Here is a 23,361-nt window from a genome sequence, read left to right as displayed (position 1 = left end):
ACTTGAAAGATTGGATGAAAGGCTAACGGTGGTGATGAAGTTCGATTAATCGAACTTCTAAAGCCACGCCGAAGGCGTGGGTCAGCGTCCGAAGGACGGTAGGGGTCACCCGCACATGAAAGGACGACGCTTGCGGAGTTCCGAAGGGCGACACTTGTGGAGCTACTTCGCGACGCGATCTTGTGGGGTGAAAATAAAGTGACTATTAAGCTTTTGTCTTGACAAGCCCCCACCCCAGCTTATCATAACCCATGAGTAACGGCAGGAGGTCTCCCTGGCTTGGCGTCGTGGTCGGCTTTGCGATCGGAACTATAGTCGTCGGTTTTTTACTCCTTTGGATTTATCTGTTTGATCTTCTGGGCTGGTTTCAATTACAGCTTTCGACCCCTGACCCTGATGGCCGCATCAAGTACCTTCTCAGCGCAACAGCACAGGTGCTTGGTGCCTTGTTCGCCCTTGTCTTTTCGATAACCCTGATTGCCGTTCAGTTCGTAACCAAGTACACGCATCGGACAATGGGGATTGTCTTTAATAACTGGATTACATACCTGTACATGCCCGTTTTTGCCTTATCTGTTATCATTTCACTTCTCTTCCTTTTCTTCAACCCTGTATTTGGTGGGGCGATAATATCCTTGTCAGTTGGCGTGCTTGTTACCCTCTCGCTCGTGCCGTTTTTCCTTTATTTGAAAGACAGGATGAAGGTGGAGACTATAATACAACATATCAAGGATGAGGGTATTCGCGCATTGAAAGTAAAGGACTTCGAAACGCTAGAAAGAAAAATCAACGATCTTGATAACATATCAATGGGTGCTTACGGTGATCATAATTACGATGTATTGGATTTGGCCACTGAAGCCCTTATTCGTTTTGCAAAAGAGATGGAGGAACATACAAAAGACGTTGGTGATGAAGAAACTCAAGAATACTACTATCACAATTTAATCTTCGAATGCTTAAATAACACCCTTGAGGAGGGTATTAATGATACTCGCGTGCCGACAATAATTATGAGTCAATTAGGCAAATTAGCACCTGTAACCGTAAGCGGCAATTTAATAACTACATGGAAACTGATCAGAGATCTTGAAATTAAAGCAGAGAAGATGATAGTTGAGAAATCATCAAGGCCAATCTATTACAAGGAAGCAATGTCTTCTTACGCCGCTCGTATACTTTATCTAATGGCAATGGCTAAAGAAGAAACTAAGAAAATCAACGATCAAGAATTTCAAACTATTCAAAGTGCGGTAGAAATACACCGAAGACACTTAAACAAGGGGTGGGTTAGATTCTCTGTTTTACACTTAAGAAGAACTTGTATGCTCGCATTAAAGTATCGAGATTCAATTGAATTATATTATAGTTTTCCCGCTCTGGGAGATATCATGAATTTAAAGATTCTGCCTGAGCACTTGTTTGATTACCTGGATTACTGGAAAGAAAAAGGTGAACCATCCGATGTCAATCAATTTTGCAGAGAATTAGAACCTTTGGTTGCAGCCTTGAGTAATAATAAAAGCTTTCCTCAATTAAAGCAATTCCTGGCCGATAATTTTAGGAATTACGGCAATATCTTTCTAAGCAAAAATAATACTTGGCATTCGGTAGGGAGTTCGTTGCTTGAACATGCTGACTCATTAGAATGATCGTAGGGGCCGACTTCAGCGCACCCCAGCGGGTGTCAGGTAGGCCTGTCATCGCGTCCGGAGGGTGGCGTAGCATGTAGTGCGAACCTTCAGGTTCGCCGCGAGGCTAAAGCCTCGCACTACGTATTAACACATCCTGCCATGAGATTGCTTCGTAGCCACCAGGGGTGGCATGCTCGCAACGACAAAAAAGGAAGATGGTTCCGCAAGCTCTACCCTTCGGAGCATTTTGCACTTTGCACTTTGCTTTTGCATTTTGAAATCCCTTTAGGTAGGGGCACGGCACAGCGTGCCCCTTGAGCAGTTCATACGCTCATAGGGTATGCCGTGCCCCTGCGATCTCTTGGCGCACAGACCTCCTATTGAGCTTGACATGGCGTTGTTTCTTGTTAAGATTAAGGTTACAGAACCGCGAACCGATACGAATAAGGAGATAGGTTTGGTAAAGATTCGTTTGAAGCGATTTGGAGCAAAGAAGGATCCTCATTACCGTGTTGTTGTAACCGACGTTCGTAAAGCGCGCGACGGCGCTTACATTGAGTCGCTCGGAAACTACGATCCCCGTGGTGCCCAGGCGTTTAGCATCGAGGAGGCAAGGCTTGACTACTGGCTCGATCATGGAGCCAAGATGACTCCTCGAGTTAAGGCGCTGCTAAGACGCCTTCGTCGTGAGCAGCAAGCTCCTGAGGTTAGTGCCACGGCGGAAGAAACATCCGAGCAGCCCGAAACCGAACCTGCAGCAGAAGAGAAAGCTGAAAAGAAGACAGAACCCCTCGAAGTCGAGGAGACAGAACAGACTAAACCTGATGTAGCAGACAGAGAAGGAGGCAGCGATGAAGGAACTGCTTGAGTACGTGGTAAAAGCCCTGGTCGATAACCCTGACAACGTTCAGATCCAAGAGATAGCCGGCGAGAGGACCATTATTTATGAGCTTAGAGTCGGCGAAGGTGATCTGGGCAAGGTGATTGGCAAGGAAGGCCGGATGGCGAAGGCGATCCGGACAATCTTGACCGCAGCTTCGATGAAGAAGGGCAAACGAGCCCAGCTAGAGATTATCGAGTAGATAGTTTGCTTCACAAGAGACCTTCTGTGGACTCACACAAGGTCGCTTGCATGTCCACAGCAGCGCGTCTGTGGCGTGAGAGGAGGTTATCCTGCGGATTACGATCCTATCAGGGCTGCCTTGCTACCTGCAGAGTGCTCTTTGGAGCGGCCATCTGAGAATCGCACAGGAGCGGGGAGCGGTAGAGATAAGCGTTCTCCATCTGCGAGATTTTGCACAGGATTCATATCGCAGTATAGACGATGAGCCATACGGAGGTGGAGGTGGTATGGTGCTCAAGGTTGAGCCGGTGTGGGGGGCGCTCGAGGCGTTAGGCGTAGTCTGTGAGGGGAGTGAAGAGGAGGGAGAGAAGAAGAGAAGCGTTGAGAAGCCCTGGGTGGTTTTGCCGACCCCTAAGGGTAAAAGGCTCATCCAGGGAGACTTCGTTCGCCTGAGCGCAAAGGAGCATATCGTCTTTCTCTGCAGTCGATACAAGGGGATAGATGAACGAATAAGGGAATGGGTGGATGAGGAGCTGTCGATCGGTGATTATGTGATAGGTGGAGGCGAGGCAGCGGCCCTCGTGATGATTGAGGGGATAGTAAGGCTACTTGGGGGTGTGGTAGGAGCGATGGAGTCGGTCGAGACGGATTCATTTACCTGCGGGTTGCTTTCCGCGCCGACCTATACCCGTCCGGAGGAGTTTATGGGCAGGCGTGTCCCGGCGGTGCTGCTTTCGGGGCACCACGAAGAGGTTCGCCGGTGGAGGCGTAAGCAGGCCTTAGCTCAGACCCTTGCGCGTCGACCGGATCTTCTGGCCAGGTTGCCACTGGATGATGAAGATCCAATGTTGCTTTTGGAGGTTTTAGGTGAACAGGCTCATAGAGGTTGAAAAGGAACTTCTGCGTTCAGATCTTAAGAAGTTTGGACCGGGGGATACGGTTAAGGTCTTCTTCCGTATCCATGAAGGTAAGAAGGATAAGGTTCAGGTATTCCAAGGTCTCTGCATCCAGATTCGGGGAAGTGGACCGAATCGCAGTTTTACGTTGCGTAAGATTTCCCAAGGGATTGGTATCGAGCGCATATTCCCGTTGCACTCGCCGGTGATAGAGAAGGTAGAGGTGGTGCGATACGGCAAGGTGCGTCGCGCCAAGCTTTACTACCTGCGTGAGAAGGTCGGGAAGGGACGTTACGTCAAGGAGCGGGTGGTTCGCAAGAAGGGCGATGTAAAGAAGAAACCCAAGGTGACGGCTAAGTCGGTCGGCCAGGAGGCTATAGAGGAGGCATCTGAAGCCGCAGCGGATGTGGTAACTGAACAGAAACCCCCAGAGGCTCCATCCAAGGAGGCAACGGATGCTGCAACTAAATCTGGATCTCGAGGCGTGGAGGAAGGTTAGGTTACTCTGCGGGGTTGATGAAGCAGGGCGCGGGGCTTTGGCAGGGCCGGTGGTGGGGGCCGCGGTTGTATTACCACCGGGCGTCGAGATAGCCGGGGTATGCGACTCAAAAAAACTTACCCCATGTCGGCGGCAAGAGCTCTTCAGCCACATACTCACAAAGGCTCTGGGAGTAGGCGTAGGGTTCATTCCAGCTCAGGAGATAGACGAAACCGATATATTGACCGCCGCACTCAAGGCGATGCGTAGGGCGTGCGAGCGTTTGGCACTACGGGTGGAACCGGAGCTCGTTTTCGTGGATGGTAATCAGAAGATCCCTGATCTACCATGGCCCCAGGAACACTTTCCCCAGGCCGATGCGCAGTCTCTTTCGGTGGCAGCGGCTTCAGTCGTAGCCAAGGTCTTGCGTGATCGTTACATGCGCCAGCTCGATGAGAACTACCCTGGATACGAGTTTTCAAGACACAAAGGTTATCCCACTCGCGAGCATGTAGACTGTCTGCGTCGGTTGGGACTCTCTCCGGTTCACCGCAGAACCTTCCGTCCGTGCGCGGAATGTGGCAACTTGGAGGTACATGACATCCCTATAACGTAGTGAACCACCGCACACTCCGGCGACAGGGGGCATTGAGGACCCAAACCGAGACGTATTGAAACGGTGGGGTATGTAAGGGCTTGACATAAGTCGTTTCTGGAGTAGGCTTTAATCTTGACAACCTGGAGCGCCATAATATAAAGACGGTGCGTAGCACCGATGCGGCCTCCAGATTGAGTAGTAATATGAAGGGTTAGCATACGGCCTCAAGCCGACGGTAACCCGTAAGAACGCGTAGTAATATGAAAGGTTAGCGTACGGCCTCAAGCCGACGGTAACCCGTAAGAACGCGTAGCGTTCTGGAGGGTTAGCGTAACTGGTAACGCAGCAGACTTGAAATCTGCCGCCCCTTGAGTGGGGCTTGGGGGTTCGAGTCCCTCACCCTCCGTTTTACCCCAACCGAAAGCGTCGCTTTCGGTTGGGGACCCCGAGAATATATGCTCCTTTTTTCGCAGAGCGAAAAAAGATCGCAGGAAGAATCTAAAAGAAGGCTAGAGCCCCCTTATGCTTTATGCCCCAGCCGGAAGTGGGGGCATATCCCAAAGTAACTTCGCGGGGACCCCGAGAATAAATGCTCCTTTTCTCGCAAGCGAGAAAAGGAGCAGAACAGACAATGTAGGCGCCCTTACGGTCGCCTTTGTTCTTTAACGCAAGGACAGCTCTATTGACATTCTGCGTTTCTATGTATAATTGGTGGTAAGTCAAACGTCTGTCAAAGGAGGAGTTCATGGAGACTACGACCCCGATGGCGTCCGGACTTGACGCTGCCACCATCGAGCAGCTCCGTGCAAATATAAAGGATACAAAGGGATGGATGAAGCTTCTGGGAATCCTCTCCATCATTGATGGTGCCCTGATGGCTTTGACCCTTGTAGGAATCGTTGTTGCCTGGCTTCCAATATGGATCGGAGTACTGTTGACCCAGGCGGCATCCAGAGGGGATGAGTTTGTGACAAAGACTACTCCAGCCGATCTGATTGAGTATCATTCCAAGCTGAAAACCGTCTTCACCATACTTGGCATAGTAGCTATCATCGCCATTATCATGGCAGGGATCGGAATAATCGTATCCCTCATAATCCTGATAGCGGGCGGCTTCGCAATGCTGAACTACTGAAGAGCTTAGGTTTGGGAGAAAGGTAGATCCAGGACAAGGTCGTATTTGACATTCCCGACTATTTTATATAATTCTATCTTGGAGGAGGTATATGGATTCAGGATGATCCCGGAGAGGTGGCCGAGTGGTCGAAGGCGACCGCTTGCTAAGCGGTTGTACGGGTAAAACCGTACCGGGGGTTCGAATCCCCCCCTCTCCGCTTACCCGTAACACACCCCCGTAACACATCAGGGGGACGGGTTGTTCGAATTGTCAGAAAATCCCGTGTTCAGGAGAGTTGATGTCTGAAGAAAGATCCAAGGTTCGCGTCCGTATCGCCCCCTCGCCCACCGGGGCGATACACGTGGGGCTGGCTAGATCGGCGCTTTACAATTACCTGTTTGCCTGCTCGTACGGCGGGACGTTCGTTCTCAGAATCGAGGACACCGACGTTGAGCGCTCCACCGAAGAGTCGGCCCAGGCCATCATAAGAGGCCTCGGCTGGCTCGGTATCACCTTTGACGAGGGTCCCTACTACCAGTCTCAGCGCATGGATATCTATCAGGAGTATGCAGAGAAGCTCATCGCATCAGGTCATGCCTACAAATGCTACTGCACCCCTGAACGTCTTGAAGCCGAGCGCAAAAAGGCCGACGCACAGCGGCGCGCCTGGAGATATGATCGCAGATGTCTGAATCTCACTGAGGAGCAAAAGAAAGAGTTCGAAGCGGAAGGAATCAAACCGGCTATCCGCTTCCTTGTTCCGGAGGGTAAGACTACATTCACTGACCTCATCCACGGCTCAATCACCCGCGAACACAAGGACATAGACGACTTTGTCATCGTGCGCTCAAACGGGATTCCAACATACAATTTCGCGGTGGTTGCCGACGATCACCTCATGGAGATATCCCACGTGCTGCGTGCGGTGGAGCACATCTCAAACACCACGAAGCAGATACTTCTCTATCAGGCGTTCGGCTGGGAGATACCGGCCTTCGCCCACCTGCCCTTGATCCTGGGGGAGGATAAAAAGAAACTCTCCAAGCGCCACGGCGCCATGTCTTTAGAAGAGTTCCGCAGGATGGGCTACCTTGCCGACGCCATGGTAAACTTCCTTGCCCTTCTTGGCTGGTCACCGGGTGGAGATAGAGAAATCATCTCGCGTCAGGAGTTGGTCGCACTCTTCAGCCTGGAGCGCATCAACACCTCCAACGCCATATTCGATATGAAGAAGCTGGAATGGATGAACGGCGAGTACCTGCGGGCGATGGGTAAAGAAGAACTACTCAAGGTATTCCAGGAATGGCTGGATTATCAGGGGATCACCCTGCCTCGTGAATACTCCTCCCCAGACTTTTTGTCCAAGGTTTTGCCATTGATCGCCGAGCGTTCGCGTACATTAGCCGAGGTTTACGACGCCCTCCTCCCATACGTCTGCGACGATTTGACCTACGACGAGGAAGGCCTGAACAAGCACTTCCGCAAGGACCCGGAGGCGGTGAAGCGGTGGCTTCTCTTATACCGCGAGCGTTTGGAGAAACTCCACGAGTTCAACAAGGAGACTGCGGAGCAAGTGTTACGTGAGCTGGTTGAGGAGTTAGGGATCAAGGCGGGTGAGATAATCCATCCTGTCCGCATCGCAGTCACCGGCCGCACCGTCGGCCCGCCCTTATTCAACTGCCTGGAGCTTTTAGGCCGGGAGAGGGTGCTGGAACGGTTGGCGAACTTGCCGGAGTAGTTATCTTTTATCTTGTCGGAAAGTATACATTGGTCCAATTACTTGGTGTGATTTCGGTATGAGCCCTTTTTCTTCAAGTTCGTTAACAAGTCTTTCTAGTTGGTCCGGGTCTTCGGTTTTCCATTCGCTGGAAAAAAAGAAGTAATCAAAGCTCTCAGAATCTGAATAACAGCAACAACCGAGACATTGGTTAATTCGATTTAAATACTTGGTTTGCAGAGTTTCTTTTCCAACGAACAGCGTCCTTTCTTCATAAGGTCTGGCTTTAAGTTCACTTGATCCAGAAATAAAAACAAAACCGGAGCCGGTTGGGGTCTTGAAACCCTTTGGTTCTTTTAATTCACCTCTTTCTGCTCGTTCAAACATATTAATAAATTGTTCCCGGAGGCCTCTGTTCAATCTCGCCAATTCAAGCATCATTTCGTAATAACTCTCAGTGCTTCGTTGAACAGGATCTAATCTATCATATAGGCTTTTGATAATCGAATTAAATCTCTCATGGATAACGTCCTTGGTTTCTAAATTATCAACAAATTGCGTATAGTCAAAAGGCTGTGAATCTAATTCTACAACAGGTACGTTTGGAGAACGTAAGAATCTGCCAAGCAACCACTTCTCTTTCTCTTTTCGAGAATTCATAATTAAACTCAAACATCTTTCCCTAAAACCTAAGTAGAGTATAATTTCAGGTATTGTAACAAGATATCTGCAGAGATAAATCCAATCTCTGGCACTCATTACGTGAATAAATCTGCCTGATGCATCAACCGTTATTGATTTCCTTGCGTGACACTCTCGCGGGAAGGGATACGGGTGCGAGTGGTTGTAGAACAACATAGTGTTTTTTCTTTAAGGCTGAATACTTTATTCTCCGGCGCTGTCCTCTCAAATTCCAGAAATCTACTTCTCTTCTTGCCTCAAAGGTTCTTAAAGAACCCATCATTTGACACACAGCAGAGCCAAGAACGTTTTTACCGAACCACTTTATTTGTCTTTCTTCTGTAGGTTTCTTTTGGACTTTACCCCTTTCTTTGGTTTGAAAGAAGATAACACTATCACCTAACCATATGAGTCCGTCCGAAATCTCCCTTGTACCGCCTTTAGACTTAGAAATTTTTCTGGGGAAGAATGTGAATTCCTTCAGAAAGTACGAGCTATTGAATTGTCTTATGATTTCCTCAACTGCGGACTCCATACTAAATAATGGGCGGGTTTGAAGAGATGTCAAGGCTCCAAATCATCTCCCCCTTGACGGGGGAGAATAAAAGAGGGGGTGAAAAAGAACCGATTGACTTTGTCCAGTACCTCCATATCCTTGCCCATGGCTAAAGGCAAACCCCTCTTGTTCGAAGTGCTTATCGTGGCTCAGAACTTCGGTCATGGATTCAGCCTTCATAGTGTTAATGGAAATGCAATCGGTCAAGCTGTAGCTTTTATCCATACGCTCTTCATATAACTTGAGCCCTCGCTCAAATGAATTACGAGATTGAGGGAGTACTTTCACATTGGGATCTGCTATGATTGCTCTTACCATTTTTACAGCTGCGTTCCGAAGATAATAGCCGCGATCAGAAAGGAAGTTCAAGAATTCCACCAATATCTCATCCGTAGTTATTTTCCTGACTTTACCGCCTAGTGATTCCTTTGCTTTAAGCGCCGTTTTTCTTAACGAATCCTTAGGGTTGACAATAGCTATCCAGTAGCATGCATCTACAAAAACGATTTTCATTCTTTAGGAGTTCCGTAAAGATAATGATCGAGATTTTTCGCCCCATCCTTAGGGAGCTTATCCCACTCTTCTTCAGGAACCTCACTAGCCAACTCCATTAGAATATCTTCAATAGGGCGAGCTGTTTCATCAAAAGGAATTTCTCCTGCCGCCTGGAGATTTAACTCCGTTACTCCCTCTATATTCTCAAGTTTTCCCAGAGGAGAGAACTCGCCTCTTCCCTTGACACGGAGCCGAACAGATCGGTGATTTTTGAGAGCTTCCGTTACTTGATCTTCTTGCTCAGGAGAGAACTTTACAGTAACGGGGGTCTTTTCGTCTAACCATAACTGAAACTGAAGATACCCTTCTCGGACATTGGCTGCAAGGACTTCTCCCTTTACATCTACTTGATCTTCGTGTTTTTCCTCTATAAAACGACTTAACCTTTTACGGGTTCTATGAGTAACTTCAACGTATTGGGGTTTCAAAACCGACGTCTTACTAAGTTTTATTGATTCGTCTTTTCTAAGAGTTTGGCCAAACTTTTGATAATCTTGGAGTGTTACTTGACTCAAATTGTACGGTAAGGGTTCGTCATTTTCTTGAGTTTTGTAAATTTCCAAGACTGCGTTCACTGCATTTTCAACTTCCTCAAATTCCTTATCAAATAAATCCTTAGTTAAATCCTTTGAACGCGGTTCTGCTCGTGCTTGCAAGCTCAAACCTGTGCTTTCGCCTTCTTTTATTGAGCCACGTAAATATAACTGTGTACGTTTTTCAAAGTGGCGCGGTAAGTTCTTACGCCCAGGGTTAACAGCACGCCATAATTCTTCAGCCGTCTCAGTTACTATCTTTTGAAACTGCTCTAGTTCACCAAGTGCACTGATCTCCAAGGCATGGTCTTCGAACCTCTTGCCCTGAAACCATAGAACAACAATTTCTTTCCATCTACCAAGCATTACTCCTCCTAGTCGTAAAGTAAACGTATGAACGCACAAGTTTACTTCTACAGATATTCTAACGCAATCAGGCTACATGTCAACCCTTGGTCAATTACCTAGTTGACTTCCTTTAATCCCTCCATATCCTTACCCATGGCTAAAGGCAAACCCCTCGATCATCCCACCCGCTTTCGCTACTACGATCTGGTGATGGCGGCGTTCGTGACCGTGCTTCTGGTTTCAAACATCGCCTCAGCCGCCCGTATCGTGAAGATCTGGTTTTTTACCTTCGATGCGGGCACCCTACTTTTCCCCCTGGCCTACATCTTCGGCGACGTTCTGACCGAGGTCTACGGCTATGCACGCGCCCGCCGGGTCATCTGGGTGGGATTCGCGGCAAACGCGCTGATGTCCGGACTTTTGATGCTCATAGGCATCCTGCCCTGGGCCGGTTTCGGACCATCCACCTCAGCCTATTATGAGGTCTTAGGATTCACGCCCCGCATTGTCGCCGCAAGCCTCGTTGCCTACTGGGCAGGCGAGTTCTCCAACTCATTCGTTCTGGCAAAGATGAAGGTCTGGACAAAAGGCCGCTTCCTGTGGTCGCGCACCATCGGCTCAACCCTGGTTGGCCAGGGTGTGGATACCGGGGTGTTCATCCTGGTCGCCTTCCTGGGTGCGTTTCGCGGTTCTGAACTCCTATCCCTCATCATCTCCAACTACATCTTCAAGGTGGGGGTGGAGGTTCTGTTTACCCCCATTACTTATCTCATAGTGGGCGGTCTCAAGCGCGCCGAGGGTGTCGATCACTACGACCGCAAGACCAACTTCAACCCGTTCCACCTTTTCACCCCGCGAAGTAACTTCGTTCCTCCGCGGGGACCCCGATAAGTTACCCCAACAAGAAACTTCGTTTCTTGCCGGGGACCCCGAAAGGAATGCTAAGCTTGACATCTGTCTCAAGTGATGTATATTTCTGAACTTACAGGCACATGACGATCGGTTAAATTCTTGATAAAGAGGCACAGGTGATCGTTTTACTTCTTTCCTTGTTTGCAGGCAGAACCACCCAGGCGGTGCGGGTAGAAGAACCACCGATCATTGACGGTATATTGGACGAGGCGTGCTGGCAGCAAAACCCAGGGATCACCGAGTTCATGGAGAACTATCCGGAGATGTGCGAGCCTGCCTCGGAGTCCACCCGGGTGGTGATATGCTACGACGATTATGCCATCTACTTCGGCTGCTCCTGTTACTATAAAGAACCGGGCCAGGTAGTGGCAAGGCTTGTGCCTCGTGAGTACGGAGGGGAGGGCGACGACATAACCATCTCTATCGACACCTACAACGACGACCGCAATGCCTTCCGCTTCGCTATAAATCCCCTGGGTATCCAGCGGGATGTCCATATAACCGACGGGGGCTGGGGTTACGATGGGGCCTGGAACGGTGTGTGGTATGCCGAGGCCAGTATCGAGGAGTATGGTTGGTTTGCCGAGATCGCTATTCCATTTAAAACCCTCAGGTTTAAGCCAGAAGAAGAGCAGGTATGGGGTCTGTGCGTGTCCCGGTGGATGGATGCAAAATACGAGAGACTCGTCTGGGCGGACTACCAGCCTGCTGATAAAGGTATGGGCACCAGGGTGGATCGCTTCGGCGAGCTTACCGATATCCGCGGGGTCTCCTCAGGCCTGCACATGGAGTTTTTGCCACATTTTACCCAAACCGCTCGCGTGAGGGGACCGGATGTGTTGGATTCGGTGGTTACGTTTCTTCCCATGACAGCAGGGGTTGCGGGGATGGATGCGAAGTGGGGGATTAGCTCCAACCTTGTCCTGGACGTGACCACCCTGCCCGACTACGGTCAGATAGAGGCCGACCCCGAACGGATCAACCTCACAAGATACGAGACTTACCTTGCCGAACGCAGGCCTTTCTTCACCGAGGGTGCCGATCTTTTTGATTTTTCGTTCTTCGAACCTGTCTACACCCGACGCATAGGCCGCAGGCTGCCTGACGGTTCGGAGGTGCCAATCTGGACAGGTGCCAAGCTGACCGGCAAGATAGGCGGGACGGAGCTGGGGCTGATCGAGGCCTATACAGGAAGTATCGATTACGACTATTACGGAAGCGAGGCCAGAGAACCGGCAACCCTTTACAGCATTGCCCGCGTCAAACAAGATCTCTTTAGCCGTTCCGAGTCAGGTATCATAGCTACCTCGTGTGAGCGATGGGGTGAAAAGCATCAGGGTGATCGCGTCCTGGGCTGCGATCTTGATCTTTCCATTACAGATGACTGGTATGTGAACGGAGAGGGATTGTACTCCTTTCATGCCGACAAACAAGGCGGCCCGATGGGAGCTGTGGGGTTTGGCAAGTCTGGCAGATTCAACTTCCATGCCAGCGCCTCCTATACCGACAGTCTGGCCGATCTGGGGGCGGCGGGCTATCTTTCTCGGCCCGGACACATGTGGGCCAGTATCAATGGCGGCTACAGCGATTCCTGGGGTTCCGGCTGGCTGCGCTCGATTTCGGTTAACCTTGGCCCCTCGGTTGGCAGATACCTTGAAGACACCATCCCCTCCTACACCGTCTGGGGGTCTGCGGGCGGGTCGTTTTCGAACCGCTGGTATGCGAATCTAAGCGGCTCGGCCTCCCGCAACTTCTACCAGGAGGATCAGAGCCTGCGCTGGATCAAAAGTGTGAATGCAGGCTTTAGCAGCAACACCACAAAAGACATCTACGGCGGATTGTGGATAAGTCTCTGGGACCAGTACGTTTACGAGTATTACGTTCCTCAGTACTTCGGGCATGTGGCTACGGCAAGTCCCAACATCTCCTGGCGTCCGATGCACAACCTGGTGCTTTCCGCTTACGCGACAGGGTTTTTTACCTTCCAGGAATCCTGGGAGCCCGATCCCGCTAACGCCTTTCGCTGGACCGCGGGCGAGAGCATACGCTACACCGCCACCCGTCGCTTAAGCTTCCGGTTGAATGCTCAGCAGAACACCGACGCAGAGCGCTACTCGCAGCAGCTTCTCGTTACCTGGGAGATAGCACCTCTCAGCTACATCTACATCGCTTCCTCTATCAATCTTTCAGGCGATCCAGAAACTACCAATCCCTTCGATGTTCACGTGAGCGAGTTTACGGTGTACGCCAAGGTGGTATATCTGTTCCGAATCTAGAATCACCCTGAATCATCTTCTCCAGCATTATCACAATTGGCATTCTCGTAATATCTTTACTTTTCTCTCTTGACTTGGCAGGTGTTTCGTTTAAACTGAGGAGGAGGAAAGATGCTGCGTGTTGAACAAGCCCTGGAGTACATCGAACTGGAAGGAACCGACCTTGATCGGTACCGCAGCAGATTCCTTTTCAACTCCGAGCGCGATGACACCATGGCCACCTGGCTTCTGGGTGCCTACCAGAACCCGGACGGCGGCTACCCCATAAATCTGGTGTATGCGGAACCGTCAAATATTGCAGAAACGGTCAAGATACTCGGCTACGCGAGCGAGTTTGGGATTGTATCCTCTCCTGTTTGCCACCGGGCAGTGGAGTTCATTCGCTCTCGCCAACATCCGGACGGTTACTGGCAGGAAGCCTTCTCACAGCTTGAGTTGGAAGATGAAATGGGCGGTGAATGGGGAAGGCTGTGGCTTTCGGCATACGTGGGACGCCAGTTATGCAGGGCAGGTCAGCATCAAAGTCCTGAGGTCAAGAAGGTTCGCAACTATCTTTTGAGTTTACGCAGCCACGCAAACCGGTTTACCTCTTCTCCGGCTATTCATTTCCTTGCGCTTGGTTTTTTCGCCCTATTTGACGGGCCTGGCTGCGGGCTGGTGAAGGAAGCACTTCCATTCGCCATGGAAAACTTCACCCGCTATGGTGAGCCCAGGCTTATCGCACTCCAGGCCTCCTGTCTGCTTGATGCCGGTGTAGCCTCGGAGCATGAGATTCTAAAGGATGCCAAAAGACGACTCGTGAGTCTTCAGGCCTCTGACGGCGGCTGGGGCGAGCAATATGCCGGCCTGCGGGTACGCACCACCATAGACATCCTCAAGCTGCTTCTTGCGCTGGGAGCGTGGCGGATAGTTGAAGATATCTAATTCCAAGCATGGGATCTGCGAAGTCGTTACCCTATCTATGAACCACTTCACAAAAGAAAGTTCCGTTTATGCCTGAGGGGAATTCGGCGGATCTCAGACCCGAAGAGGAGCTGGAGGAAGACACCTTTGCTTTCCCGGCGCATATACATCTTCTGGATACCACTCGACGCGCCTGGCAGATACTGAGGGAAGAGTGGTGGGCGCTGATCGTTCTGTCAAGCGTTCCGGTTATCGTAAAGTGGACTTTGCGCCAGCTGCTTGATGTGGCACGATTTCCGGGGTCATTGTTTTTTTACGGCTACGTTGATAAGCAAGGGATTCTACTTGCGGTCAGGGATCTTGCGCTCACAGGTGCCTGGATAGTGGTTGCCAGTTGGTTTGCAGCGGCATTGACCCTTTTGGTGCATAGATCACTAACCGGCAGAGATCACAGGTTGATAACTGTACTGGAACCCAGCTGGAAGCCCTTGATGCTTCTTTCCTTATGCGGATTAATCATCGGGTTGGCGGCATGGTCAGCGCTTGCTTTGACCACGATTACGGGAAGCCTTGTAGTGTACCTGTCCCTGGATTGGATATTTCAGGCGGTGGCCTTTGTTGTGGGCATCCGGCTGGTACTTGTGCCATTCGCGATAGTGGTTGAGAAGAAAGGGTTGTTTGAAGCCCTGCGTTACAGCTTTGGGCTAACCCGCTACAACTTCTTCAGGATCCTGATGGTGGAGGTGGCGATTGTCCTGCCCGTGTTGGGTTTCTGGTCTATTCTCTCGCTTGGGATCTCCAGGCTATACGTTGAGCACGGTCAGGATTGGATCTGGTGGATCAACTCCCTTCGCGTTATCCCTCACCTTATGACGATCTTTGCCAACGCCGCCAGATGGTCTGCCTGGGGTGCTGTCTACGCCGACCGCAAAGCCTACTCTGTTTCCAAATCGCGCTCTTAACGCATAATGAAACCCTCAGCTGAGCGCCAGAGGGTTTTTGCCATCTTAGTACCTCTCCTTTCAGCCCCAGCTATCGTAGCAGACGATCTCTTCAAGCGGTTTGCGGTTCTTGAAGCGGGCCTGATCGCGTGGGTAGCCCAATGTTAACAGAGCGGCTACCTTATACTCGTCGGGGATATCTAGTATTTTTTTTACATCCTCCTGGTAGAAGGCGCCGATCCAGCATGAGCCAAGTCCCTGCTGGACCGCGGCCAGGGTTATGTGATCCACGGCGATTGCCAGGTCAACGGCATAGGTCGGAACACCACAGGTCATTACCCTTTCCGGTTCCAGTGCCACAGCGGCGATCACCACCGGAGCCTCGGCAACGAACTGCTGCTCCTTTGCCGCCTTGGCAAGTGCGGCGCGTTTTGCCGCCTCGCGCACCACAACGAACTTCCAGGGCTGGCGATTGTTGGCAGAAGGGGCAAGCCTTGCAGCCTCAAGAACCTTTAAAAGTACGTCCTGAGGGATAACCTTCTTTTCGTATGAGCGTACGCTTCTGCGGTCGCGAATCGCTTTGGCAACGTCCATCGGGCCTCCTTTTTACACCCCACGCAGATACTTCGCATCTCTATGGGGTCCCCGCCCGGAAGCGAAGCTTTCGGGTGGGGTAATTATCTTCTCGCTCTCATCATCCGGTCGCGCCTGAGCGCGGAGGTGAAGATAGCCAGCATTCCCTCCCTGTCGCGAGCCTCCAGCATTCCACTTCGTACCTTCTCATCCTCCAGCACCCTGGCAATGGATGCCAAAATCTTCACCTGCATGTCGTCCTTATCCGGGTCAGGGGTGAGTATGAGGAATACAAGCTTAACCGGTAACCCGTCCGTGGTGTTCCACTCTATCCCTTTGGTCGAACGTCCTAAGGTGAAGATGGGCTGGGACAGGCCTTGCATCCTTGCATGTGGTATGGCGATCCCTTTTTCCATACCGGTTCCCATTATCTCTTCGCGCGCACTCACAGCCGCACATGCTTCGCCCGCACCGGGCGTCCCATCGTGGGTAGAGATTGATCTGCAGAGCTCTGCGATAACCTTGAGTGGGGTGTCGCCGGCAAGGTTGAAGACGACAGCGTCGGAAAGCAGGTACTTAAGTGCATTGAAGGCGCGGCGCAGCTGAAGGGAGAGACTAAGCAGTGGCCCGACCAGGATGGATGAGACTACTGCCGCGACCACAATCGCCTCAAATACCACCAGATTAATGAGTCCGAACTCCAACGCCAGCACACCGATGAGGATCTCCATAGCACCGCCCGGTGTGTGCGCTATGCCTATGGCGAACGAGTCGCGCTGTGGGATGCCAGACATTCTCGCTCCCAGCCAGGCTCCAACAAGCTTGCCTCCTATGGCTACCGCGGTTACAGTGCTGACCAGCAGCCAGTCAAAGTTGGCCAAAAAGTCAACCCTGAGTCCGATGCTTACGAAGAAAAGCGGGACGAACACCGCATACACCATCTGGGAGATCGTCTCTCGATTGCGCTCCGAAATGGCAGGTGCACCGCCTGCCATCACCCCGGCAACCAGGAACCCGAAGGCGGCATGGATGCCGATAAGCTGGGTCAAAGCTCCGCACAGCCCCCCAAGGAGAACGACGAAGGTCAGAACGCTCCCGGGTTTAGGCAGCCAGCTCGTGTTGATCCACTTCACAGCCCGATTCACCAGCTTACGTCCCCAGGTCAGACTGAACGCTATAAACACCGCCGTGCCCCCGAAGACCCTCAGCATGGATAACCAATTGATGCGCTGCTGGGTGGCAAGACCGAGCACCATGGTAAACGCCACCCACCCCAGGATGTCGTTCACCGTGAAGGCTGAGATTATGGTAAGCCCTATGTCGCTTTTCAGGATGTCCAGATCGTGCAGCACCTTGGCTATGATTGGTATGGCGGAGATGGCCATAGCGGTGCCCATAAACAGTACGAACACCAGCTTGCGGTCAGGGTCTACCATGTAGCGTTCCGGCAACAGGAATGCCAGGCCTATCCCCATAAGCATGGGAAGCAAGACCCCTACGAATCCTATGGTCAACGAGGAGCGCCGCTGTTTCCAGATCGCCGAGATCTCTACCTCGAAGCCGGTTACGAGCAAAAGAAAGAGCACCCCCAGCCAGGAGACGGTCTGAAGCATCGAGTGCTGAATAGGATCGGCAGGGAATAAGAAGGTTTGGACCCCGGGCAGAAGCCTGCTAAGAATCGTCGGGCCGAAGATGATCCCTACAAGCATCTCACCCACCAGAGCAGGCTGTTTCAGCTTGCGAAAGAGCTCCCCCGCGGCCCTTGCTGCAAACAACAGAAGGACTATTTGTAAGAGGAAGATGAGGATGTTATGTTCACTAAGGAAGCTCACGGTGCACTATATCCAGCCTTCTCTCCTTGTCAATAGAGATTATGCTCCTTTTTCGCTACGCGAAAAAGGTCGCAGAATAAAAAATGGAAAGGCCAGCATCCGGCTGGCCTTCCTATTCTAGAGCTGCGATCTTTTAATCTCCGGTTAAAAGGAGCAATCTATAAAGTATCGCCTTCTGGATGTGAAGCCTGTTCTCGGCCTCATCAAGGACCACCGAGTGCTCCCCGTCAAGCACCTCGTCTGTGATCTCCTCTCCGCGGTGGGCAGGCAGGCAGTGTTCGACCAGAACGTCAGGCTTTGCGTGGCTTAAGAGTTCGGAGTTCACCTGGAATGGTGCAAACAGAGACCTGCGCTCGGCGGCTTCTTGCTCCTGTCCCATCGAGGCCCACACGTCGGTGTAGATAACGTCGGCGTCGGCGGCAGCCTCATGCGCGTCGTTGGTTATGGTTATAGAAGCACCTGTCTTTGCCGCTTCATCGGTTGCCGCCTTAATAAACTCGTCCTTTGGACCATAGCCCTGTGGCCCCCCGATCACCATATGGGCTCCCAGCCTGGCCACGGTCAGCATCAGCGAGTGGCACACGTTGTTGCCGTCGCCGAAGTAAGCGAGTTTGATATCACCCCACGAGAAAGCTTCGCTTCCTCGCGTGGACCCCGAACCTAGATGCTCATAGATAGTAAGAAAGTCTGCAAGCGCCTGGCATGGGTGCTCGGCGTCTGAGAGCGCATTGATCACCGGAATATCCGCATACTCCGCCAGATCCTGGACGGTTTTATGCGCAAAGGTTCGGGCGGCGATCGCGTCAACCCAGCGTGCCAGGTTGCGAGCCACATCAGGGACAGACTCGCGTTTGCCTAAGCCTATATCAGCAGGTGCAAGGTAGATTACGTTCCCGCCCAGCTGGAAGAATGCCACAGAGAAGGTGACCCGTGTTCTCAAGGAAGGCTTCTCGAACACGAGCACCAGGGTCTTGCCTTTGGCAAGATCAAGCTCTAAACCCTTTATCTCGGCAGATATCTTGAATAGTTCCCTGATCTCCTCACCATTTAGATCAACGATTGAAACGAGGTCCTTCTTCACAATACCTCCTGGCGGGTCAGTTGTGTTCCACAAGAAGTCTTTTTAATCGATCACCACGACCTTGCGGTTAGTCTCTCTTGTATCCGAGATGGTTCTTACAAAGTATACCCCGGCGGGTAGAGTACTGCCACTTTTATCCTGCATCTGCCAGCTGAATGGGGTGGTTCCTTCTGTCCTGGCAAGCAGGCGTCCGGACGCGTCGAATACTACGACGTCCACCTGAGTGCCTGCAGGACCGGCAAAGCTCAGGTTTCCAGTGGTTATGGTCTGTATCGGCTCGATTATCGGCCTTATGTCTGCAAGTTCGTGCAATCCGCTGGGTATACCTTTGAACGCGGTAAGCTCGATATCGTCTATATACCACCCGTCAAGATGCATGGCCCAATCGGTGGTCAGCGTGAATCGTATGCGGAAGTCGGAGGTGCCGCAGAACCCTGAGAGATCAAAGCGTTCCTCGCGCCACTCATCCTGGAAGCCTGAGAAGCGCCTGAGGGTTACCCATCCACCGGTCTGGCTGCTCTTTGCTTCAACTGCTCCCCAGTCCCAGCCCTTCTCGATGGAGAAAAGATGCCAGAAGCTGAGTTCCGCGATCACCTTGTCTGAGAGATCGAGTGCAGGACTCTGAAGATAGTATAAGCTCTCGTCGTCGTATGGGCCATCCGGGGAGTCGGTAATGGAGTAATCAGGCGAGTGCGAGTTCTCGTCGGTCAATCCCCAGTTGGAGTACCAGCCTTCATAGTTCTGGTCGTCAAAGTCCTCGGCGAGCAGGGTTTGGCGTTCACCCACCGGAAGCGTGATTTGATGGATAAACTCCTCGCCTGCCGCTCGTACGGTAAGCGTAAGCGGGATTGCCGAGTCGGGCGGTGCGGAGGCGGAGACCTTTACCCTCAAAGGATCGGCTTCGTTTGTTCCGGTGCTCTGGGGTGCCAGTGATGAGATGGACGCCGTGGGTTTAACGAGCTCGGCCCTCGGATCGGATCCGCCGAGTTCAAGACCTATCTGACCGGATTCATCCTTCACGCTCATGTTATGCACCCGCGCGATAAGATCAACGGTTTCTCCGGGAGAGATCTCACCATCACCGCCATCTGACCAGCAGATACCTTCAAGTTCAGGGTAGACAGCCGCTGCTTTGGCAGTGGCAATCATCAGGGGTCTTGTATCTTCAATCTGTTCAGGAATCCTCCAGTCCTGCCAGAAGTCGGTTCCTACCTCGGGGGTCGCCGCAAATATTCGATTCTTCTCCTCTGTCTCGCCATACATCCAGTCATCTGAACCTCCATTGGTGTTGTAGAACTGGTAGCCCGGGAATACCGCGTAGTGACAGGCACGGGTGGCTATCTCTCCCCAGGCGAAGTATGCTGCGGAGTCCTCACAGTTTTCGTCTTTATATCCCCACGGACAGATGAAGAAGTTGAAGTGGCTGTGGAAGTTGAGTGCGGTTACAAATTCATGCTCCTTGCACAGGTTCATCACCGACTGGGTCTCGGGCTCGGAGCCCGGCTCAGGACCCCGATAGGTCTCCTCCCCAGGATCGGGTGAGGAGCCCTGGTTATCGTAACCCCACATGTAGGGGTAGTTGCGGTTGATGTCTACCCCTTGCGGTTCTGCGCCCGTAGGCCGGCGGTTCTTGCGGTGCATGCCCCCGCCGCCAGGACGTATCTCTTCATTGTAAAGGTAGCCGTCAGGGTTGATTATGGAGATGATCCATATCTGGCGGTTGTCCACGAGATAGGTGGCAAGGGGATCGGAGCCGTAATTCTCACAGAGCCATCTTGCCCATTCAACGCAGATGTTGACACTGATCGGCTCTCGCGCATGATGTATCCCTGTATATAAAACCTCGGGTTCGTTCTCTTCCGTACCGACGTTATCCGATATCTTTACCGCCCAGACGTAGTTTCCGTCCCAGGTCGTGTCACCCAGGCTGTCGTTTGGCATAATCACCCGTTCCGAAATAATCTGAGGGTATTCCTCGTGAAGTGAATCAAGGATAGCGTTGGTCTCATCGTATGTATAGTAGTCGCCGAAGTTTGTGGGACCAATCATCTGTGCGGCATAGTAGGCCTCGAGATCCTCTATGATGATCCGGTAGTCAACGCCTGCCTGATCCAGGAGCTTGAGTCCTTCCTGTGTGCACACGATCTCTGCCCAGTAGCCGGCTTTGCCGCCAACGATATCAAATCCTGAGAGTACGGCGGGTAATGACTTCCCTTCGAGAGGAACCCCTACCTCATACCACGTCGTGCCGAAGGCGGCTGTGGCGAAAAGAACTAATAAAAATAGCTTCTTCACGTCATCTCCTTTCAAGTATCCGATTCAGGATCGTAAGGTTGACCTTTAGGATCGCCCCTTGTGGGCTGGCCCACACGACTAAAATCGGCTGTCTTTGAATGTTTCCTTCCTCAACCGCCCTCGCCGCCATACTGTAGATTGCTATCTCTGCCTCCGGGTCGTAGCCCACAAGCTGAAGGAGACCGTCCGATTCCCATGCTTCAAACCCCTTCTCTCTAAGAATACGGTTCAACCGTTCACGTTGTTTATCCAGTATAACTTCGACAGCTTCGCGGGTTGCCTCACGTGCCAGCGGTTCCTCTGACCACTCAAGGAGTTCGGCCTTTGTGATGTAGCCGTAGACATCTTTCTCAACAGGCCTCAGGCGCGCCCTTATTATGCCTCCATAGTAAGGCTGGATGCTTTTATCAAAAAGCACCCGCCCGACGCGGAAGGCGGTATCGCCCCTGATCCGAACCACGTCAAACGCCTCGAGCTTATCTGAGAGCATGGTGATTGTCCCAACCAAGACGGTATCGCTGTCATTCAGAACAAGGTTATCGGCGGGCACAACGGGAAGGTCCTGGTCGGTTATCGTCAAACGCGACGCGCAACTCAGAAGTAACAACAGAGGGACAAAAAGCATCACTGAACGCATTAGGGAAGTATAGTCTGAGCTTTCAGGCAGTCAACCTAATTGTGAGGTGATAATAGTCTGCGAGAACAAGAGATGCTCTCTTGTTTTTCCGAACGAGTCTTTTACGAACTTCGCGCAGCATCCATTTGGAGATGCCCAGACCGATCACTGACCTTTCAGGTAAAGCTATCTGATCACGCAGATACACTGTGCCGCAGCCGATCTCAAGGATCCTTTCCCAGACCAAACAGTGCAAGCGCCAGGAAGAAACCCCAGAAAGGGGCTGCCAGATCATAGATGCGGGCCAGGTCATAAAGGGATCGAGGAACGCTGGCGCTCTCTGAAGACCTCCACCGAACCGAATCCCGCACCGCGCAGGAGTTCTCGCGCCTTCCCGTTGCCGTAACCCACCTCATAGTCCTTGTGTGCGTCAGACCCCACCGTAACACCCGTAACACCCGCAACACCCGTAACACCCGTAGTACCCGTAACACACCCACCCAGCTCTGCAAATCGTTTAAGTATACGCTCGCCCGGATAAGGCTCCTCGGTTGCGTGCCGCCAGCCAGCGGTGTTCAGCTCAAGGACCAATCCGGACCGGGCGGCGGCCTCAAGAATCCGTTCCACTATCTCCTCATAATCATCCCCCCTGTATGCTTGCGGGGCGAAAAGATACTTGCGCACGTAGTCCAGGTGGCCCAGAATCTCGAACAGCCCGCTTTCGGCAGCAGCAAGCACGGCCTCGAAGTAGGGCATGAAGGATTTTCCTGCCAGCTCACGCTCGCGCACCCATCTGGAGACAAGTATCCCATCCACGTAGTGCACCGATCCGATCGCGTAGTCGAGAGGTTGCGAATCCAGAAAATCCTTAATCTGGCTCTCTTTTCCGGGGATGAACCCAATCTCAGCGCCGTAGAGTATCTCAAGCTTTCCGCGGTAGCGTTCGCGCAGGCGCTCAATCTCGGTAAGGATTTTGGTGCTGTCGATTAGATCCACGTACGCCTCGTCTGCGGGCAGGAACTCAACGTGGTCGGCAAAGCCCGCGATCTTTAGATCCCTTGCCACAGCCGCACGGCAGGCGCGTTCAGGGGCAATATTGGAATCAGGGGAGAAGGAGGTGTGAACATGCAGGTCAACCATTGCGAATTATACCTTGATCCGGGGTGTTTTCAATTGAAATCTGTCGACGAATATTTCGATCTGCGATCCTTTCTGTGAAGGAGAAAGGGAGCATATATGGAGTGCGACGAGCGTCTCGTTGCGGTACAACAACATGGTTGTTGCACTCCAAAATCATTGATTCTGATTTTGTAGGACGTGGGTTCAATAATGAAGTGCAACACCTTGGAAAGCGAGAGGGATTTCGTTATTCTGAGGACGTATGCACTCAAGATACCAACATCTTGGACTGAAGGAGCGTGAGGTGACAGCGTGCCCCTTGAGCGCTTTATGCGCTCATAGGGTATAGATACGATGCGTAGAGACGGGCGATCTATACGAGAGATGGGCCGTGTTTTAGGCAGGAGTCCCTCTACCATCTCGCGTGAGTTGCGGCGCAACCCCTCGCCTACCTACGACTTTTACATAGACCATCGTGCTCAGGTACGAGCGGATAAGCGCAGGTCAAAGGCAAGCCGCAGGATGCGATTAAAGAGCAAGGTGATCAGGGGTTACGTGGTGTCCAAGCTCACCCAGGACTGGTCGCCTGAGCAGATATCGGGCAGGATAGAGATAGACCATCCGGGTATATCCATCA

24 protein-coding genes and 2 tRNA genes are annotated in these 23,361 nt (G+C 51.9%); 15 read left to right on the top strand and 11 right to left on the bottom strand.

Annotation, left to right across the window (positions count from 1 at the left end; all coding sequences use genetic code 11):
• The first annotated feature begins 287 nt into the window (after positions 1-287).
• The 10 genes from CEE36_09350 to CEE36_09305 all read left to right on the top strand — a co-directional run bounded on the left by CEE36_09350 (position 288) and on the right by CEE36_09305 (position 7,524).
• Positions 288-1,652, top strand: a complete 1,365-nt coding sequence (locus CEE36_09350) for a hypothetical protein (GenBank protein ID TKJ40580.1) — start codon at positions 288-290, stop codon at positions 1,650-1,652.
• Between the two features lie 439 nt (positions 1,653-2,091).
• Positions 2,092-2,502 (top strand): 30S ribosomal protein S16, encoded by a 411-nt coding sequence (locus CEE36_09345; GenBank protein ID TKJ40595.1) that lies wholly within the window; start codon positions 2,092-2,094, stop codon positions 2,500-2,502.
• Positions 2,486-2,716 (top strand): RNA-binding protein, encoded by a 231-nt coding sequence (locus CEE36_09340; protein ID TKJ40579.1) that lies wholly within the window; start codon positions 2,486-2,488, stop codon positions 2,714-2,716. Before CEE36_09345 ends, CEE36_09340 begins: the two co-directional genes overlap by 17 nt.
• Before the next feature lie 91 nt (positions 2,717-2,807).
• Positions 2,808-3,587: a tRNA (guanosine(37)-N1)-methyltransferase TrmD gene (locus CEE36_09335; protein ID TKJ40578.1), complete on the top strand. Its 780-nt coding sequence runs from the start codon at positions 2,808-2,810 to the stop codon at positions 3,585-3,587.
• The gene (gene rplS / locus CEE36_09330) at positions 3,565-4,092 is read left to right on the top strand and encodes a 50S ribosomal protein L19 (protein TKJ40577.1); all 528 of its coding nucleotides are present in this window, start codon (positions 3,565-3,567) and stop codon (positions 4,090-4,092) included. Before CEE36_09335 ends, rplS begins: the two co-directional genes overlap by 23 nt.
• Positions 4,049-4,687 (top strand): ribonuclease HII, encoded by a 639-nt coding sequence (locus tag CEE36_09325; GenBank protein ID TKJ40576.1) that lies wholly within the window; start codon positions 4,049-4,051, stop codon positions 4,685-4,687. The genes rplS and CEE36_09325 overlap by 44 nt, the downstream gene beginning before the upstream one ends.
• Positions 4,688-4,988: 301 nt before the next feature.
• A tRNA-Ser gene (locus CEE36_09320) sits at positions 4,989-5,075 on the top strand.
• A 357-nt stretch (positions 5,076-5,432) separates the two neighbouring features.
• Positions 5,433-5,804, top strand: a complete 372-nt coding sequence (locus tag CEE36_09315; GenBank protein ID TKJ40594.1) for a hypothetical protein — start codon at positions 5,433-5,435, stop codon at positions 5,802-5,804.
• 110 nt (positions 5,805-5,914) lie between these two features.
• A tRNA-Ser gene (locus CEE36_09310) sits at positions 5,915-6,003 on the top strand.
• An 81-nt stretch (positions 6,004-6,084) separates the two neighbouring features.
• Complete coding sequence (locus tag CEE36_09305; protein TKJ40575.1) at positions 6,085-7,524, top strand: glutamate--tRNA ligase; 1,440 nt, start codon at positions 6,085-6,087, stop codon at positions 7,522-7,524.
• Here the strand turns inward: CEE36_09305 and CEE36_09300 are convergent, their stop codons facing one another.
• The 4 genes from CEE36_09300 to CEE36_09285 form a co-directional block, all read right to left on the bottom strand.
• Complete coding sequence (locus CEE36_09300; GenBank protein TKJ40574.1) at positions 7,525-8,163, bottom strand: hypothetical protein; 639 nt, start codon at positions 8,161-8,163, stop codon at positions 7,525-7,527.
• A gap of 124 nt (positions 8,164-8,287) precedes the next feature.
• Complete coding sequence (locus CEE36_09295) at positions 8,288-8,719, bottom strand: hypothetical protein (GenBank protein ID TKJ40573.1); 432 nt, start codon at positions 8,717-8,719, stop codon at positions 8,288-8,290.
• Positions 8,720-8,761: 42 nt separating this feature from the next.
• Entirely contained in the window at positions 8,762-9,253 is a 492-nt protein-coding gene (locus CEE36_09290; protein TKJ40572.1) for a nucleic acid-binding protein, read from the bottom strand.
• Positions 9,250-10,194 (bottom strand): hypothetical protein, encoded by a 945-nt coding sequence (locus CEE36_09285; protein ID TKJ40571.1) that lies wholly within the window; start codon positions 10,192-10,194, stop codon positions 9,250-9,252. Before CEE36_09285 ends, CEE36_09290 begins: the two co-directional genes overlap by 4 nt.
• Positions 10,195-10,329: 135 nt before the next feature.
• Here CEE36_09285 and CEE36_09280 point away from each other — a divergent pair, with 135 nt between their 5' ends.
• The 4 genes from CEE36_09280 (at position 10,330) to CEE36_09265 (ending at position 15,229) form a co-directional block, all read left to right on the top strand.
• Positions 10,330-11,067, top strand: a complete 738-nt coding sequence (locus tag CEE36_09280) for a transporter (GenBank protein TKJ40570.1) — start codon at positions 10,330-10,332, stop codon at positions 11,065-11,067.
• A 137-nt stretch (positions 11,068-11,204) separates the two neighbouring features.
• Positions 11,205-13,364: a hypothetical protein gene (locus CEE36_09275; GenBank protein ID TKJ40569.1), complete on the top strand. Its 2,160-nt coding sequence runs from the start codon at positions 11,205-11,207 to the stop codon at positions 13,362-13,364.
• A 111-nt stretch (positions 13,365-13,475) separates the two neighbouring features.
• On the top strand, positions 13,476-14,288 hold the full coding sequence (locus CEE36_09270; GenBank protein TKJ40568.1) for a hypothetical protein: 813 nt from the start codon (positions 13,476-13,478) through the stop codon (positions 14,286-14,288).
• 68 nt (positions 14,289-14,356) lie between these two features.
• Positions 14,357-15,229, top strand: coding sequence for a hypothetical protein (locus CEE36_09265; protein ID TKJ40567.1), 873 nt, complete (start codon positions 14,357-14,359; stop codon positions 15,227-15,229).
• Positions 15,230-15,289: 60 nt separating this feature from the next.
• Here CEE36_09265 and CEE36_09260 read toward each other — a convergent pair whose 3' ends face one another.
• The 7 genes from CEE36_09260 to CEE36_09230 form a co-directional block, all read right to left on the bottom strand.
• Complete coding sequence (locus CEE36_09260; GenBank protein ID TKJ40566.1) at positions 15,290-15,802, bottom strand: nitroreductase; 513 nt, start codon at positions 15,800-15,802, stop codon at positions 15,290-15,292.
• A gap of 83 nt (positions 15,803-15,885) precedes the next feature.
• Positions 15,886-17,613 carry a hypothetical protein gene (locus CEE36_09255; protein TKJ40565.1) on the bottom strand — a complete coding sequence of 576 codons (1,728 nt, stop codon included), beginning with the start codon at positions 17,611-17,613 and terminating at the stop codon, positions 15,886-15,888.
• Between the two features lie 133 nt (positions 17,614-17,746).
• Positions 17,747-18,694, bottom strand: coding sequence for an ornithine carbamoyltransferase (argF, locus tag CEE36_09250; protein ID TKJ40564.1), 948 nt, complete (start codon positions 18,692-18,694; stop codon positions 17,747-17,749).
• A 42-nt stretch (positions 18,695-18,736) separates the two neighbouring features.
• The gene (locus CEE36_09245; GenBank protein ID TKJ40563.1) at positions 18,737-20,989 is read right to left on the bottom strand and encodes a hypothetical protein; all 2,253 of its coding nucleotides are present in this window, start codon (positions 20,987-20,989) and stop codon (positions 18,737-18,739) included.
• Position 20,990: 1 nt separating this feature from the next.
• Positions 20,991-21,626, bottom strand: a complete 636-nt coding sequence (locus CEE36_09240; GenBank protein TKJ40562.1) for a hypothetical protein — start codon at positions 21,624-21,626, stop codon at positions 20,991-20,993.
• 22 nt (positions 21,627-21,648) lie between these two features.
• Positions 21,649-21,918, bottom strand: a complete 270-nt coding sequence (locus tag CEE36_09235; protein TKJ40561.1) for a hypothetical protein — start codon at positions 21,916-21,918, stop codon at positions 21,649-21,651.
• The gene (locus CEE36_09230) at positions 21,915-22,745 is read right to left on the bottom strand and encodes a hypothetical protein (GenBank protein ID TKJ40560.1); all 831 of its coding nucleotides are present in this window, start codon (positions 22,743-22,745) and stop codon (positions 21,915-21,917) included. Before CEE36_09230 ends, CEE36_09235 begins: the two co-directional genes overlap by 4 nt.
• Positions 22,746-23,108: 363 nt before the next feature.
• On the opposite strand from CEE36_09230, the gene CEE36_09225 reads away from it, so the two are divergent.
• The coding region (locus CEE36_09225; protein ID TKJ40559.1) for an IS30 family transposase at positions 23,109-23,361 on the top strand (253 nt) is incomplete at its 3' end.

Source organism: candidate division TA06 bacterium B3_TA06, from assembly GCA_005223075.1.
GTDB lineage: Bacteria > Hydrothermota > Tepidihabitantia > B3-TA06 > B3-TA06 > B3-TA06.
This window is presented reverse-complemented; position numbering and strand designations above follow the sequence as displayed.

Coding starts and splice junctions, on each gene's coding strand:
- CEE36_09340 (TKJ40579.1), top strand. CDS start 2,486: ATGAAGGAACTGCTTGAGTACGTGGTAAAAGCCCTGGTCGATAACCCT.
- CEE36_09325 (TKJ40576.1), top strand. CDS start 4,049: ATGCTGCAACTAAATCTGGATCTCGAGGCGTGGAGGAAGGTTAGGTTA.
- CEE36_09315 (TKJ40594.1), top strand. CDS start 5,433: ATGGCGTCCGGACTTGACGCTGCCACCATCGAGCAGCTCCGTGCAAAT.
- CEE36_09305 (TKJ40575.1), top strand. CDS start 6,085: ATGTCTGAAGAAAGATCCAAGGTTCGCGTCCGTATCGCCCCCTCGCCC.
- CEE36_09300 (TKJ40574.1), bottom strand. CDS start 8,163: ATGAATTCTCGAAAAGAGAAAGAGAAGTGGTTGCTTGGCAGATTCTTA.
- CEE36_09295 (TKJ40573.1), bottom strand. CDS start 8,719: ATGGAGTCCGCAGTTGAGGAAATCATAAGACAATTCAATAGCTCGTAC.
- CEE36_09290 (TKJ40572.1), bottom strand. CDS start 9,253: ATGAAAATCGTTTTTGTAGATGCATGCTACTGGATAGCTATTGTCAAC.
- CEE36_09285 (TKJ40571.1), bottom strand. CDS start 10,194: ATGCTTGGTAGATGGAAAGAAATTGTTGTTCTATGGTTTCAGGGCAAG.
- CEE36_09280 (TKJ40570.1), top strand. CDS start 10,330: ATGGCTAAAGGCAAACCCCTCGATCATCCCACCCGCTTTCGCTACTAC.
- CEE36_09270 (TKJ40568.1), top strand. CDS start 13,476: ATGCTGCGTGTTGAACAAGCCCTGGAGTACATCGAACTGGAAGGAACC.
- CEE36_09265 (TKJ40567.1), top strand. CDS start 14,357: ATGCCTGAGGGGAATTCGGCGGATCTCAGACCCGAAGAGGAGCTGGAG.
- CEE36_09260 (TKJ40566.1), bottom strand. CDS start 15,802: ATGGACGTTGCCAAAGCGATTCGCGACCGCAGAAGCGTACGCTCATAC.
- CEE36_09240 (TKJ40562.1), bottom strand. CDS start 21,626: ATGCGTTCAGTGATGCTTTTTGTCCCTCTGTTGTTACTTCTGAGTTGC.
- CEE36_09235 (TKJ40561.1), bottom strand. CDS start 21,918: ATGACCTGGCCCGCATCTATGATCTGGCAGCCCCTTTCTGGGGTTTCT.
- CEE36_09230 (TKJ40560.1), bottom strand. CDS start 22,745: ATGGTTGACCTGCATGTTCACACCTCCTTCTCCCCTGATTCCAATATT.